A 13,537-nucleotide genomic window follows, 5' to 3' on the forward strand; every position below is an offset into this window, starting at 1 on the left:
AGCTATAGAAAAAATTAATAAGATTATCACTTGTTTAATCGCAATTAAGAAATACAACTTAGCGTTAAAGAAAGTTGAGGAAATTTTACAATATGATAATAAAAATCAGGAAGCCATTGAGATTAGATACGAATCAATGTGATAAATTTATAAATGCCTTAAAGAAAGATATAATATATAGACAACAGGGGGATAACGGCGTTAAATTTATCGGTAAAAAAGTAGTTGACATTAAAATTGATAGTGACCAGCGTTTATTCACAAATATATTACATTCAAACGAACAAGGTGAATTACTGATACATTTTGATCATCAAGGAAATCATAATGATGTAATAAAATTCGCCGGCGAACATCATCTAGAATTTCATCAAGATTCACTATAACTTTAATAAAATTATTAATTTTTACTCAAAAGGTTGGCGTAGGTTAATAGCGGCAGATACGGTACCATCGTCTAAATAATCAAGTTCACCTCCGATAGGTATACCGCTAGCAAGGCGAGAAATTTTAGCAGGATGCTCTTTTAAATATTCTGTAATAAAATAAGCAGTAGTCTGACCTTCTAAAGTAGAATTAGTAGCAATAATAACTTCTTTAATATTTTCTGCAAAACATCTTGTAAGTAGTTCAGGTAACCGAAGTATGCTAGGGTTTTGTCTACTAGCTGCTGATAAATTATGACCGAATACATGATATAAACCTTTAAAATTACCGCTACGCTCCATTGCCCATAATTCAGCCACAGTTTCGACAATAGCAATAATTGATTTATCTCTATATTCAGAAGAACAAATACGGCAAATATTTTCCGTATCCATATTACCGCAAATCTCGCATTTTACTATTTTCTTATCTATCTCTACAAGATTATTAATCAGGCTTTTTAACCTTACGTCTTTATCTTGCAATAGGTAAAGCGCTATACGCCTTGCCGATCTAATACCAAGACCGGGTAATTTTGAAAAAAGATAAATTAGCTGATCTATATCATTATCATTTGTTTCATTCATAAATATACTCGTTTAATTTGAAAAATGAGCTACGTCGTATTATAAGAACTGCGGTACTCACCTATTAAGTGTATATGCTCCGCTCCTCGCCTTATATACTCCTTGCTCTTTTCCAAATTAAACTTCGTCTATTACTTAGTATTACTTAGGAGTATATTTAAGACTTAATAACGACGGTTCCGGCTATTTTATCATGTAATGCTTGTTTTTTAGAAGAAAAAAGTATGAAAAAAATACCGATAGGAAAAGTCATATACCCTAAAAATCTTTTAATTAACTGCTTTAAGGTCGGACGATTTAATGTTACGGCATCTACGATTTTCATACGTAAAAACATTTTACTAAGCGTTGCACCTTTATAATACCAAAGCGTTATGAAATATGAGCCTATTACTAATATATTAGTAGCAAAAATTGAAATATTAAACAAAATATATTTATTAAAATTTCCTGCTTTAAGATATTCATAAAATTCCTGACTCATAACCGAGTTAAACATTTCATTGGGATTATGAAGATTAATGTTATTGCTAAGGAAATAATCATTAAAGAACAACCATAATAAATTAAAAGAACAAAATTGTGATATTGGGATTGCTATAAAGGCAAATACTGATAAATCAAGTGCCGTAGAAAAAATTCGTGCTATAAAATCAGGATAAATAATTTGCTTTTTCATTGCCAGTTACTTTATTTTGGTGTTAGATAGTAAGGGTTATGGCAATCTCAGGATTTTGGCATGAGATTGCTTCGTCAAAACTTACAGTTTTTCCTTGCAATGACGATTAATACCCCTAATCAAAATTCAATATATTACATTCATGAATCAATTTAAAGCATATAGTTTATTATTTGTTGATAGTTTTGTCTCAAATCTTGTTATAGGTTTTCAGAATGAATTAATATTTCATTCTATGAAAATGTTCGGAGGCTATAATAGTTTAATAATGCTGTTAGTAGCTATTTGTGCTTCTCTTAGCGGTAATGCAATCAATTATATTTTTGGAAAAATAGTTTTAAATATCTTTTATGCTTCCAAAAATACACAAAATATTTTAAGACATAAAAATTTAACAAAACTATATTATAAATATGAGATATTTATAATTTTCTTAATGGCATTTTCTTTTTGGGGAAGCTTTATTTCTTTATTCTCCGGTTTTTTTAAAACAAAATTTCTAAAATTTTTAGGTATTGGTTGTTTGGCAAAAGCATGCTATTATGCCTTAGAATTGTATATATTTTTTAACGCATGAAAAAATTAACCAAAACTCATTCTCATAGACAACAAAAATTAGCAAGCATTATAAATGAAGCATTAATAGAAATTCTAAGGCGTGGCAAAATGCTGGATAGCAGACTTTTTGATTGTCCTCTCACTATTACGAAAGTTATAGTTACTACTGATCTCAAAATAGCTAATTGTTATTTCTTGCCTTTTAATACTAAACTAACAATAGATGAAATTATGGATGCATTAAATAATTCTAAAAATGCTATCAGAAATTTTATTACTAATAAAATAAATATGAAATTCTCGCCTGATATAAGATTTCATTACGATCACGGATTTGATAATGCTATAAAAGTGGCACACTTATTAAAAGATCTCTGAATATAAGAATCTAATAATTTATTAAAAAAATTATTATTAATAAATTGTTTTAATATTTAGGTTATTGTATCATGCCATATTTTAATCAGTAATGTTATAACTTAAATATGGCATAACAAAATAGATAACTTAAAAGAAATAAAAGGATTAACAGGTTTACGCGGGTATACTGCATTATGGGTATTCTTCTTAACACGCCACATATAATTTGGCCAGATAACTCAATTGGAATGAATATAGCAAGACTTGGCAGTCTTGGGGTTGTAATATTTTTTGTGTTATCCGGCTTTATTTTATGTTATGTATATAATACTAGATTTTATACGCCGTTAGTTATAAAAGTTTTTTATTTGCACGTATTGCCAGAGTTTATCCCTTACATTTATTTATGCTTTTATAATGTGTTCCTTATTCAAGCATGGGGGTTCACGGATTTAGTATCTTGGAATCAACTTTCATGTACAATAAGTACGGCAATGTGTGCATATTAATTATTTCCTTTTTTAATATCATTGATGCAAAGATTATCAATAATTAAGTTATTGATAATCTTGTTATTTATATCTTATGGGATAATTTCTGCTCCTTATGCTTTTCAATGGCTGCAGACCCATATTAGTAACGAAAGAGTACAATTTGCTTACGGTAAAAGCTTAATAATGTTTTTAGGTGTATTTATTTTTGGTTGTATAACATTTCTTATTACAAAATATATAAAATCTTTGAAACTTAATTATATTATTTATGATATTATTACATTTGTAGGAATTGCTGTTTTTGCTTATATTTTTATTATAATTAATGCAGAAACACTTTGGTGGCTTGCAGTTGGCTCATCCTTAATAATTATTGGAAAATCTAATGATTCAGGATTAAGTAAACTTATTTTCGGTAATCCAATAACATATTTTCTAGATCAAATTTCATATGCTTTATACCTTTCTGCTTTAACTACAGAATTTTTTGTAGCATATTACTGGATTTATCCAACTCCTTTATGGCTTAAATTTGCTACTTCGGTTACAATAGCTACTATTTTGCATTATATAATTGAATTACCAGCTCGCCAGTGCATTCGTCAATTAAAAGTGAATAGATAGGTAGGTGCTAGGGGATAAACGCAATCATTGAAAACAATAATTATCCGTTATACTACAAACGCTTAAAAATTAAGCTTTAGTACAACAGCCACCTAGCATAAATGGACTAAAGGCTATAAATAAATGTTTTGCAATGATGGAGTTTAAACATCATTTACAAAACGATAAATATCATAATAATTAAAATAATCAAGATATTTTAGTTATTTTTTAAATTTTAAGTATAACTCAAATAAAAATAAATCCTTATTTTTATTAAATAACTTTAAAAGATTATTTTTTTATATTAAAATATAAAAATAATCTTTTAATAAAAATAAATAGAAAATGTCTCCTCAAATAATAGAGTTATTAATTTTTGCCGTTATTGCCTTTTACATTATCAACAAATTAATTACGACTCTCGGTTCTACTTCAGAAGAGGAACAGACAAAGCAAAAATCTTATTTTGGCGAACCGGTTATTAAGGACGTAACTTACAGTATAGTTAAATCTAATAAAGAAGAAAAAAATATTCCAACAGCCCAAGATATTAAAGTTTTTAAAGATATAATAGTAGAACATAATATAACTGCGGTCGTAGATGGAATGGAACAAGTCCATAAACGCCTTTACTCCTTTGATCCGGTTAAATTCATAAATAATGCTAAAACTGCTTTTCAAATGATTATAGAAGCTGCTTATAAAAAAGATGCTAAAGAATTATCTGAGCTGATAGATAAAAGATACTTGGAAGAATTTGAAAAAATAACACCGTCCTATGGTGATTTTTTTGACTCATCGGCTTTAAGTGCAAAATATTCAGAAATTTACATGTTCGGTAATAACATATTTATTAAATTACTATTTCAAGGTAAAAATGTAGTTGACAAAATCGAAGATTTAAAAGAAGAATGGACATTTACACGTAATGCTAATACCAAAGAAGTTGATTGGTTTTTAAGCAATATTGAGAGAGTGTAGCCATTATATTTTATGACCTGAATGTCATTTCCGCGGAAGTGGGAATGACATCAAAAGACTATAAAACTAAATAACAAACTATTAGTAATGAGTAAAATTTTCTATATTATAGGCACTATCTATATTATAGGCACTATATTAATAATAAGTGTCGGTATTTTTATGTTTCAAACGATAACGGATAACAATCAAATAATCCCCAGAAAAGTTTTATTCGGTAACCCTGATAAAGCAAGGGTTTCTCTAACCCACGACGGTCAATATATTCTATATGTTGCACCGAAAGACGGTGTATTAAACATTTGGCTAGCACCCTCAGATGATATTAGTAAAGCAGAAGCCATAACCCATGACAAAGGACGCGGTATTTGGTCTTATGCTAAAGCTTATAATAATAAAAATATTTTATATACCCAAGATTTTAACGGTGATGAAAATGACCGAATTTATAGCTATAACATAGAGACAAAAGAGACAAAATTACTTACTCCTGCAAAAGGAGTTAAAGCCAAAATAGCCGGAGCAAGTCATAAGAAGCCAAATGAGATATTAATATATTTAAATGAGCGTAATCCTGAATATTTTGATATTTACAAATTAAATCTAGATACTCTAGAAAAAGAACTGATTTATAAAAATGATAGATTTACTGATTATGTAACTGATGAAAATTTAAATTTAAGATTTGGTAGCTTACTAGATAAAGACGGAGCTGTTGAATATTATGAATTAAAAGACGGAGAGCCAAAGTTATTTACTAAGATATCAATGGAAGATTCTTTTAACACTTCCATACTTGGTTTTGATGCTAGCGGTGAAACTTTATATATGCTAGAGGGACGTAATCGTAATACCTCCGTACTTAAAGCTATAACACTAGCTACAGGTAGTGAAGAAATATTAGCCGAAGATGCAAAAGCCGATATCGGCTTATTTACAGTTCATCCCACAAAGCAAACTTCGCAAGCAGTATCTATAGATTATGATAGAGTCTCATATAAAATATTAGATAAAGATATTGAAGATGATATTAAATATTTGCAATCTATTGATCGTGGTGATTTAATTATTAATAGTAGGACGCTAGACGATAAAACTTGGATCGTTGCTTATATGGCTGATAATGCACCGGTGAAATATTATAAATATGATAGGGCAAATAAAAAAGCTGAGTTTTTATTTACTAATCGCAAAGAACTTGAGCAATATAATCTTGCTAAGATGATACCGATAATTATCAAGTCACGTGACGGGCTTGATTTAGTTAGCTATATCACTTTTCCAAATGATGTAAAGCTCGATAAAAATAATATACCCGATAGAAAAGTACCTCTAATTCTAAATGTCCACGGCGGTCCGTGGGTACGTGATAGCTGGGGATACAATCCTGAGCATCAGTGGCTTGCAAATCGTGGTTACGCAGTTTTAAGTATAAATTACCGTGGTTCTACCGGTTTTGGGAAAGATTTCTTAAACGCCGGTAATTTAGAATATGCCGGTAAAATGCACACCGATTTAATTGATGGTGTTAACTGGGCTATTAAGAATAATATAGTTGATTCTGACAAAGTTTGTATTATGGGTGGAAGCTATGGAGGTTATGCAACGCTTGTAGGTCTTACCATGACGCCTGACGTATTTGCTTGCGGTATTGACGTTGTCGGTATGTCTAATTTATTAACTCATGTGCAATCTAAAGCTCCTTATATGACACCATTGTTAAGTATATATAAAACACGTATAGGACCTTGGGATACTGAAGAAGAAAAAGAATTTTTAAGACAAAGATCACCGATTAATTTTGTTGATAATATCAAAAAGCCTTTATTTATAGCACAAGGTGTTCACGATGTGAGAGTCGTGCAGGCAGAATCAGAACAGATTGTAAACAGCATGCAAGCAAAGCATATACCGGTAGTTTATGCACTTTACAAAGATGAAGGTCATGGGTTTGCAAAAGCCGGTAATAGAATCTCATATTACGCTCTTGCCGAGCAGTTTTTAGCTAAGGTTTTAAAAGGAAGAGCGGAACATATAGGAGATGACTTAAAGAATGCTAATCTCATTCTGAATGATAAAGAAAAAATTAGCAGTACAGAGGCAGAAAAGATTATAGATACGGCAGTTGGGAATTAAGAAGAAACTGTCATACCGTGACTCGGTGTCACCCCGTGGCTTGCCCATGGGATCTAGTTAAAAATACTAATAATTTTAGTATTTTTTATTGTTTTTTAGATTCCTGCTTTCGCAGGAAAATGACACAGAAGAGCGACAATGACATTAAGTAAGTTTGAGTACTATCATGCTACTTACAAATACTGAAAATTCTTACGGCTTAATTGCAAAACTTTTTCACTGGATCATGAGCATTATAGTTATAGTAATGCTCGTGGTCGGTGTCTTAATGGATAATTTCTTAGAACTTCCTTTAAAAGGGCAATTATACGGGATACATGAAGCAACCGGTATAGTTGTTTTATCTTTAGTAATAATAAGGCTTTTATGGAAATTCTATAATGCTAATGTTTTGCTACCGGAAGATATGCCGAATTAAAAAAAGCCACTAATATTAATATAAATTTGCTATAGCTTTTAATGTTATTAATGCCGATAAGCGGCTTTCTAATAACTATTTTATCAAACCATCATATTGATTTTTATGGTTTGTTTACTATAAATTCTTTTGCTCCAGATTTACAATTTGCCAAAATCTTTAAAAAAATCTATAAAAAGGCTGCTTATTTACTGCTTTAATTATTTTGATATACTAGCTGCATTATATCATCACTTTATTAGGAAAGATAACGTATTAAAGAGGATATTGAATGAGTAACCTCATTATAAACTTATTGACATATAATAAATTGTGTTTTATATACAAAGTAAGATCAGATAACTTACTATATTAATATTATGAGTAAAAGTGCCAGAGTAGTAATCTCATCGAAAGGACAGGTAGTTATACCTAAATATATAAGAAATAAACTTGGTTTACATTCAGGCTCTGAGTTAATAATTAACTACAAAAAAAATGAAACATTAGAATTGCTTCCTATAAAAAAAGATATCTATAGCTTTTTTGGTAAAGGTAAACATAAAGCTAAAAACGGTCCGGTGGATGTAGATGAAGCTATTAGTATTGCGGTTATCGAAAATGATAGGAATTGACACTAATATCTTAACTCGTACTTTTCTTGAAGATGATGAAATACAAGGTAAAGCAGCTCAAAATTTCTTAAAACATAACATCACTAATAAGATTTTTATTGCATCATATGCATTACTTGAATTTGTATGGGTGCTAAAAGTAAATAAATTTACTCGCCAGGAAATTTATGAAGCAGTAATTAATCTTATTGATAATTCCGGCTTTATCATTGGGCATCAAGACATAATAATATCAGCTACTGAGAAATATATTAAAGGTAAAGCAGACTTTGCCGATTATATGATTATTGCAGAAGGAGAAGTCAATAGTGCTAATAAGTTTATCACTTTTGATAAAGACATAGTAAGAGAAGTTAAAAATGCATCTTATCCATAAAAATTAATAGCAATTTAAATAAATTATTTAAAATGAATATTCATGAATATCAAGCAAAAGAGATTTTAAGAAAATACGGCGTACCTACTTCCACCGGGCTAGTTGTTACGCAAACCGAAAAGATTAATGAAACCATAGATAAATTAAATACGGAAGTATATGTGGTTAAAGCACAAATACATGCCGGCGGTAGAGGTAAAGCAGGCGGTGTTAAGGTTGTTAAGAGTAAAGAAGAAGCCAAAAAAGTTGCTCATGACATGTTTGGTATTAATTTAGTAACGCATCAAACAGGACCTCAAGGACAAAAAGTAAACCGTCTTTATATCGAATCAGGTTGTGATATTTTAAAAGAATATTATTTTAGTATAGTATTTGATAGATCGGCTAGCTGTATTACTTTTATAGCTTCTACAGAAGGAGGAGTTGATATTGAAGAAGTAGCAGAAAAAACTCCGGAAAAAATTATTAAATTTTCCGTTGATCCTGCAACCGGTTTACAAGATTTTCATATGCGAGGCATAGCTTATGAGTTAGGCTTTAAGGATAACCAAGCTAAACAGATGAAAGAAATAGTAAAATCAGTCTATAATGCTTTTATTGAAACCGATGCAGCACAAATTGAAATCAACCCATTAATTGTAAATAGCGACGGGCACTTATTAGCTTTAGATGCAAAAATTACTTTTGACGATAACGGCTTATTGCGGCATCCGAATATTACGGCAATGCGTGATCATGATGAAGAAGATCCTCTAGAAACTAGAGCAGCAAATGCAGGACTTAGCTATGTAAAAATGGACGGTAATATCGGTTGTATGGTTAACGGTGCCGGTCTTGCCATGGCCACTATGGATATTATTAAACTTTACGGTGCTTCGCCTGCTAATTTCTTGGATGTCGGTGGTGGAGCTGATCGTGAGCGTGTAAAAGAAGCTTTAAAAATAATTTTATCTGATAAAGAAGTACAAGGGATTCTAGTTAATATTTTCGGCGGTATCATGCGTTGTGATATTATAGCAGAAGGGATTATTGCCGCTGCAAAAGACATAGGTATAAAAGTACCGTTAGTAGTTCGTTTAGCCGGTACAAACGTTGAAAAAGGCGAAGAAATTTTATCAAATTCCGGTTTAGAAATAATACCGGCACATGATTTAGCAGATGCGGCAAATAAAATAGTTGAAGCGATACGGTAGATAACCGTCATGAGCTATACAGGCATTGATCTTGTTGTATAGCTCGAAAAACCAGTTCAGTGTCATACCGTGTCTTGACCACAGTATCCATAAAAAAATTAAAAAAGGACTGGATCACGCGATCAAGTCGCGGGATGACATCAAAGTAAAATAAAAACAATAAACATTATTTAACATGGCAATATTAATAAATAAAAAAACACAAGTTATCTGTCAGGGTTTTACTGGTTTACAAGGAACTTTTCACTCTGAACAAGCGATAGCGTACGGCACTAACATGGTTGGCGGTGTTACACCCGGCAAAGGCGGTCATACTCACCTTGATTTACCTGTATATAATACCGTACATGAAGCAAAAGCAAAAACCGGTGCAAATGCAAGCGTTATATATGTTCCGCCCGGCTTTGCCGCTGATTCGATATTAGAAGCAATCGATGCCGAAATTGAAGTAGTAGTATGTATAACGGAAGGAATTCCGGTGCTTGATATGATGAAAGTAAAACGTGCTTTAGTCGGTTCTAAAACTAGATTAATCGGTCCTAACTGCCCTGGAGTTATCACACCGGGTGAATGTAAAATCGGTATTATGCCTGGGCATATTCATAAAAGAGGAACGATAGGTATTGTTTCAAGATCAGGTACTCTAACTTATGAAGCAGTAGCACAGACAACAGCAGTAGGACTTGGACAATCTACGTGTGTCGGTATAGGTGGCGATCCTGTTAACGGCACTAATTTTGTTGATTGTATTGAGATGTTTTTGAAAGATGATGAAACAAAAGCAATTATTATGATCGGTGAAATTGGCGGTAATGCAGAAGAAGATGCAGCTGAGTTTATCAAGCAGTCAAAAATCAAGAAACCTATAGTAAGCTTTATTGCAGGTATTACAGCACCTCCAGGTAAAAGAATGGGACATGCCGGAGCTATTATTGTCGGAAGAACAGGAAGTGCCGAAGATAAGCTGGAAGCTCTACAAAGTGCCGGCGTAATTATCACTAGATCCCCTGCCGATATCGGTAAAACTATGTTAGATGTAGAAGTCAAGATTTGATCTTACAGACACTATAAATTTTGCACCTGATTGTCAGTTAAATTTTGACTGTCAGAGACGTATTCAAGATACAAGATTTCATTATTCTTTTCAACAGCTAATTTTCTACTATCCTTAAAAGTTTGCATAGGAGTTTTTCCATAACAATATTTTCCTGAATGTGGTCGCTCATTATTGAAATGCTCTAACCAAATATCAAGATCTAATTGTAAATCATCAAGATCTGTATAAATCTTTTTCCGCATAGCTGTATCAAAGAATTCTTGTTTCATGGTTTTATTAAAACGCTCACACATACCATTTGTTTGGGGAGAATATGTCTTAGTTGTAGTATGCTCTATACCTTCGATACTTAGAAACAACTCAAAAGCATGATGCTCTATATTCCCCTTATATTCTGACCCACGATCTGTAAGAATACGAAGTATTGGTATCCCTTGGGTCTCGTACCATGGTAACACGCGGTCATTAAGCATATCAGCAGCAGTTAAAGCTGTTTTATCAGTATATAGTTTAGCATCAGCTACCCTAGTATAGCTATCAATAAATACCTGAGAATAAACCTTACCTATACCTTTGAAATTACCTACATAATACGTATCCTGACATCCTAGATAACCTGGATGCTGCGTCTCAGTTTCTCCATGAGCTTCTCTTTCATTACGACGCTCCTCTAGCACTTGTAATTGAGATTCAGTAAGAACAATACCATCCTGAGCCATCTTTGCTTCTAATGCTTTAAGCCTTTTACTGATATTGTTTAAATCATTACGTAACCAAATTGATCGCACTCCTCCAGGCGATACAAGTATACCGCTCTTCTTAAGCTCATTTGATACTCTTAGCTGACCATATGCTGGATATTCTATTGCCATATCCATTACTGCTTTCTTTATCGCTGGATCAACTCTATTCGCTATTATTGGCTTTCTTCGACTAATTTCATATAATGCCTCTTCGCCACCAGTTTCATACAGTGCTTTAAATCTGTAATAACTATCTCTACTATAGCCCATCGCTTTACATGCTGATGATATGCTACCAAGACTCTTAGCTAGTTCTAGTAACCCTATTTTTGGCTTTATTATTTTTTGATTTAAGTTCATTTTTCATCTCCATTTAATAATTAATTTATTTTACTAAATATAAGATATAATCTCAACTATTACATATTTTAGTTTCAGCAATACAGCAAGCATTTATGATATTTTTATATTCCAATAAAATGCATTACAGTAATCGTATAATAATGGGCTTTCTTGTGCTAAACTTTCATTTCTCTAAAGATTTCTGCTTTTTGTATTGTTCCACTATAGTGTTTTATTGTGGCTATCTATCTTAATTTCATAGGCATCTAATCTTTTATTTGCCCCGGCATCTAGTAATTTAAAATTACTGGTTTTCAACCTTATTTTTGCATCTTATTATCTGTTAACTGATTTTTTAAATAACATGCAGCTAAAAATTCTTGAATAGTTAAGTGAATAAATTGATAATTACTTCCTTTGCTTTTTAATCATCCTTGTTCTATAACTTCATCTATATCATTAGCTTCAGTTTTATTTTTATATTTTGTTTTTTTCTATATGCCTATTATTAAGCCAGTTTATTACTTCACTATATAAACGACTTATATTAAAATCTTGATTACTGTTTTTTTTGAAATTTATCCCTTATTGCTTGATCACTCCAAACCAAACATATTAATGCAGTATTGATAGGAACTTCACATATTTCTTTTATTTGGCTATGAGTATCCAAACAGCTTTTTAATTGCACTCCTAGCTCTTTATCATACTCAAAATTTTTATGTACATATTGCTCTATTCCCTCACTATCCCCGCCTGTCCTGTATTGTCTACTTTCCGCGCAAACCTGTTTTACGCATTTCTTCTACAACCACATTAGGTCTAGAACTCATTATTACGTTTTGATATTCTAATATTTTATCTATTAACTTTTTACATCTCGAGTATTTAGATGTGCTACTTCGTCATACCCGTCAAGTAATAACAACATCTTATCTTTATTTTGGATATCCATTATTTCCTTAACACTTAAGGTACTTTCACTACTGCATAAACAATAATGGATAAAACAATTAAGCTTACTTTGAGATAAATTATTAATATCAAAATACCCACTGTTTTATCCATTATAACCGTCTTTCTAACTTTCATTTAATAATTCTTGTAACTCTAAAAACATAATCAATCGCTCCATAACTCCCCTTTTCCCCATTTATACGATAGATAATGCATTAACGTGGTTTTACCTATTCCTGCACTACCGAGTAACAGTACTTTACCGACATCTGCTTTTATTCTGTTTACTTGCTCAATTATATTTTTTATTTCTGATTCACTTTTATTAGGTAGATTTCTGCGAAGTATCTCAAACTTATGTTCTTCATTTAGTGACTTAACTATATTATCAATTTTTTCTTCTTGAACTTGATAATTTTTATTAAACAGCTCTCTTATCTTTCCGTATCTATGGCTTTAAAAATATTCTCTATTTCTATCGATCTCTTTTCTCCGACAACTTTATCGCGTAATGCTGCTTTAGCTGCTTCATCGTCTTCACTAAATAATATCTGTAATTTTACTTAATATTCATCTAAAGACTGAGCTTTTTTTCGTATCTTCTATTAGCTTTGGTAAAGTATCGTGAGAACTATATAAGGTTCTTAACTTGTCAGTTAATGATTTTGAAGTAGAAGGCTTCATATTTTTATTAGAAAACCTAATTAGATTAAAACAATTATAGGTGTGAGTTTAAGAATTTTATTTAAGCAATTTAAAATTGATTAACCAAAATAATTTATTTTTTTATTTATTGCAACTATTAATTATTAATGTATAAGACATTATACACTCAACAAAATTAGCACTTATAGTTATGAAATATTAGCCATAGGAATTTTAATAGCCGGTAATAATATATTTGCACAGGATACGAAGCCTGCTAAAGAATAAGAACAAAGAAGGATTATTAGAACTAAGCTGTAGAGGGCTTTAGCAACTATAGGGTTTTCAAATGCACTACGTACAAT

Annotated in this window: 15 protein-coding genes and 1 pseudogene; 13 read left to right on the forward strand and 3 right to left on the reverse strand. The window is 31.3% G+C overall.

Annotated elements, in window-relative coordinates; genetic code table 11:
* Positions 1 to 92: 92 nt before the first annotated feature.
* Positions 93 to 386: a hypothetical protein gene (locus RPR_RS00615; protein ID WP_085065586.1), complete on the forward strand. Its 294-nt coding sequence runs from the start codon at positions 93 to 95 to the stop codon at positions 384 to 386.
* Positions 387 to 407: 21 nt separating this feature from the next.
* On the opposite strand, the gene recR is transcribed toward RPR_RS00615, so the two are convergent.
* Both recR and RPR_RS00625 read right to left on the reverse strand, forming a co-directional pair.
* Positions 408 to 1,013, reverse strand: a complete 606-nt coding sequence (gene recR / locus RPR_RS00620) for a recombination mediator RecR (protein ID WP_012736394.1) — start codon at positions 1,011 to 1,013, stop codon at positions 408 to 410.
* A gap of 157 nt (positions 1,014 to 1,170) precedes the next feature.
* Positions 1,171 to 1,692 (reverse strand): RDD family protein, encoded by a 522-nt coding sequence (locus RPR_RS00625; protein ID WP_004995736.1) that lies wholly within the window; start codon positions 1,690 to 1,692, stop codon positions 1,171 to 1,173.
* A 142-nt stretch (positions 1,693 to 1,834) separates the two neighbouring features.
* Between RPR_RS00625 and RPR_RS00630 the strand changes: the two genes are divergently transcribed.
* The 12 genes and pseudogenes from RPR_RS00630 to sucD all read left to right on the forward strand — a co-directional run bounded on the left by RPR_RS00630 (position 1,835) and on the right by sucD (position 10,482).
* Complete coding sequence (locus tag RPR_RS00630) at positions 1,835 to 2,269, forward strand: YqaA family protein (RefSeq protein WP_012736395.1); 435 nt, start codon at positions 1,835 to 1,837, stop codon at positions 2,267 to 2,269.
* Complete coding sequence (rbfA, locus tag RPR_RS00635; protein ID WP_012736396.1) at positions 2,266 to 2,628, forward strand: 30S ribosome-binding factor RbfA; 363 nt, start codon at positions 2,266 to 2,268, stop codon at positions 2,626 to 2,628. Before RPR_RS00630 ends, rbfA begins: the two co-directional genes overlap by 4 nt.
* Positions 2,629 to 2,804: 176 nt before the next feature.
* Positions 2,805 to 3,028: pseudogene (locus RPR_RS09655) on the forward strand (hypothetical protein).
* A 151-nt stretch (positions 3,029 to 3,179) separates the two neighbouring features.
* Positions 3,180 to 3,728 (forward strand): hypothetical protein, encoded by a 549-nt coding sequence (locus tag RPR_RS00645; protein ID WP_146603356.1) that lies wholly within the window; start codon positions 3,180 to 3,182, stop codon positions 3,726 to 3,728.
* A gap of 327 nt (positions 3,729 to 4,055) precedes the next feature.
* On the forward strand, positions 4,056 to 4,691 hold the full coding sequence (locus RPR_RS00650) for a Tim44 domain-containing protein (protein WP_012736397.1): 636 nt from the start codon (positions 4,056 to 4,058) through the stop codon (positions 4,689 to 4,691).
* A gap of 87 nt (positions 4,692 to 4,778) precedes the next feature.
* The gene (locus RPR_RS00655; RefSeq protein WP_012736398.1) at positions 4,779 to 6,827 is read left to right on the forward strand and encodes a S9 family peptidase; all 2,049 of its coding nucleotides are present in this window, start codon (positions 4,779 to 4,781) and stop codon (positions 6,825 to 6,827) included.
* A 166-nt stretch (positions 6,828 to 6,993) separates the two neighbouring features.
* Positions 6,994 to 7,245, forward strand: a complete 252-nt coding sequence (locus RPR_RS00660) for a cytochrome b (RefSeq protein ID WP_014362974.1) — start codon at positions 6,994 to 6,996, stop codon at positions 7,243 to 7,245.
* Positions 7,246 to 7,286: 41 nt separating this feature from the next.
* On the forward strand, positions 7,287 to 7,445 hold the full coding sequence (locus tag RPR_RS09660) for a hypothetical protein (protein ID WP_012150794.1): 159 nt from the start codon (positions 7,287 to 7,289) through the stop codon (positions 7,443 to 7,445).
* A 159-nt stretch (positions 7,446 to 7,604) separates the two neighbouring features.
* Positions 7,605 to 7,859 carry an AbrB/MazE/SpoVT family DNA-binding domain-containing protein gene (locus RPR_RS00670; protein WP_012736399.1) on the forward strand — a complete coding sequence of 85 codons (255 nt, stop codon included), beginning with the start codon at positions 7,605 to 7,607 and terminating at the stop codon, positions 7,857 to 7,859.
* The gene (locus RPR_RS00675) at positions 7,846 to 8,235 is read left to right on the forward strand and encodes a PIN domain-containing protein (RefSeq protein WP_012736400.1); all 390 of its coding nucleotides are present in this window, start codon (positions 7,846 to 7,848) and stop codon (positions 8,233 to 8,235) included. Before RPR_RS00670 ends, RPR_RS00675 begins: the two co-directional genes overlap by 14 nt.
* Before the next feature lie 32 nt (positions 8,236 to 8,267).
* Positions 8,268 to 9,428 (forward strand): ADP-forming succinate--CoA ligase subunit beta, encoded by a 1,161-nt coding sequence (gene sucC, locus RPR_RS00680; RefSeq protein ID WP_012736401.1) that lies wholly within the window; start codon positions 8,268 to 8,270, stop codon positions 9,426 to 9,428.
* Positions 9,429 to 9,603: 175 nt separating this feature from the next.
* A complete protein-coding gene (gene sucD / locus RPR_RS00685; RefSeq protein ID WP_012736402.1) occupies positions 9,604 to 10,482 on the forward strand; it encodes a succinate--CoA ligase subunit alpha in 879 nt (292 codons plus the stop codon).
* Between the two features lie 11 nt (positions 10,483 to 10,493).
* Here sucD and RPR_RS00690 read toward each other — a convergent pair whose 3' ends face one another.
* Positions 10,494 to 11,588 carry an IS481-like element ISRpe1 family transposase gene (locus tag RPR_RS00690; protein ID WP_012736403.1) on the reverse strand — a complete coding sequence of 365 codons (1,095 nt, stop codon included), beginning with the start codon at positions 11,586 to 11,588 and terminating at the stop codon, positions 10,494 to 10,496.
* Positions 11,589 to 13,537 lie beyond the last annotated feature (1,949 nt).

It is taken from the genome of Rickettsia peacockii str. Rustic, assembly GCF_000021525.1.
Taxonomy (GTDB): Bacteria; Pseudomonadota; Alphaproteobacteria; order Rickettsiales; family Rickettsiaceae; genus Rickettsia; species Rickettsia rickettsii.

Excerpts from the sequence above, each read along its gene's own strand:
- RPR_RS00690 (WP_012736403.1), bottom strand. The coding sequence starts at position 11,588 with ATGAACTTAAATCAAAAAATAATAAAGCCAAAAATAGGGTTACTAGAA.
- RPR_RS00615 (WP_085065586.1), top strand. The coding sequence starts at position 93 with ATGATAATAAAAATCAGGAAGCCATTGAGATTAGATACGAATCAATGT.
- sucC (WP_012736401.1), top strand. The coding sequence starts at position 8,268 with ATGAATATTCATGAATATCAAGCAAAAGAGATTTTAAGAAAATACGGC.
- RPR_RS00630 (WP_012736395.1), top strand. The coding sequence starts at position 1,835 with ATGAATCAATTTAAAGCATATAGTTTATTATTTGTTGATAGTTTTGTC.
- sucD (WP_012736402.1), top strand. The coding sequence starts at position 9,604 with ATGGCAATATTAATAAATAAAAAAACACAAGTTATCTGTCAGGGTTTT.
- RPR_RS00670 (WP_012736399.1), top strand. The coding sequence starts at position 7,605 with ATGAGTAAAAGTGCCAGAGTAGTAATCTCATCGAAAGGACAGGTAGTT.
- RPR_RS00655 (WP_012736398.1), top strand. The coding sequence starts at position 4,779 with ATGAGTAAAATTTTCTATATTATAGGCACTATCTATATTATAGGCACT.
- recR (WP_012736394.1), bottom strand. The coding sequence starts at position 1,013 with ATGAATGAAACAAATGATAATGATATAGATCAGCTAATTTATCTTTTT.
- RPR_RS00625 (WP_004995736.1), bottom strand. The coding sequence starts at position 1,692 with ATGAAAAAGCAAATTATTTATCCTGATTTTATAGCACGAATTTTTTCT.
- RPR_RS00675 (WP_012736400.1), top strand. The coding sequence starts at position 7,846 with ATGATAGGAATTGACACTAATATCTTAACTCGTACTTTTCTTGAAGAT.
- rbfA (WP_012736396.1), top strand. The coding sequence starts at position 2,266 with ATGAAAAAATTAACCAAAACTCATTCTCATAGACAACAAAAATTAGCA.
- RPR_RS00660 (WP_014362974.1), top strand. The coding sequence starts at position 6,994 with ATGCTACTTACAAATACTGAAAATTCTTACGGCTTAATTGCAAAACTT.
- RPR_RS09660 (WP_012150794.1), top strand. The coding sequence starts at position 7,287 with ATGTTATTAATGCCGATAAGCGGCTTTCTAATAACTATTTTATCAAAC.
- RPR_RS00650 (WP_012736397.1), top strand. The coding sequence starts at position 4,056 with ATGTCTCCTCAAATAATAGAGTTATTAATTTTTGCCGTTATTGCCTTT.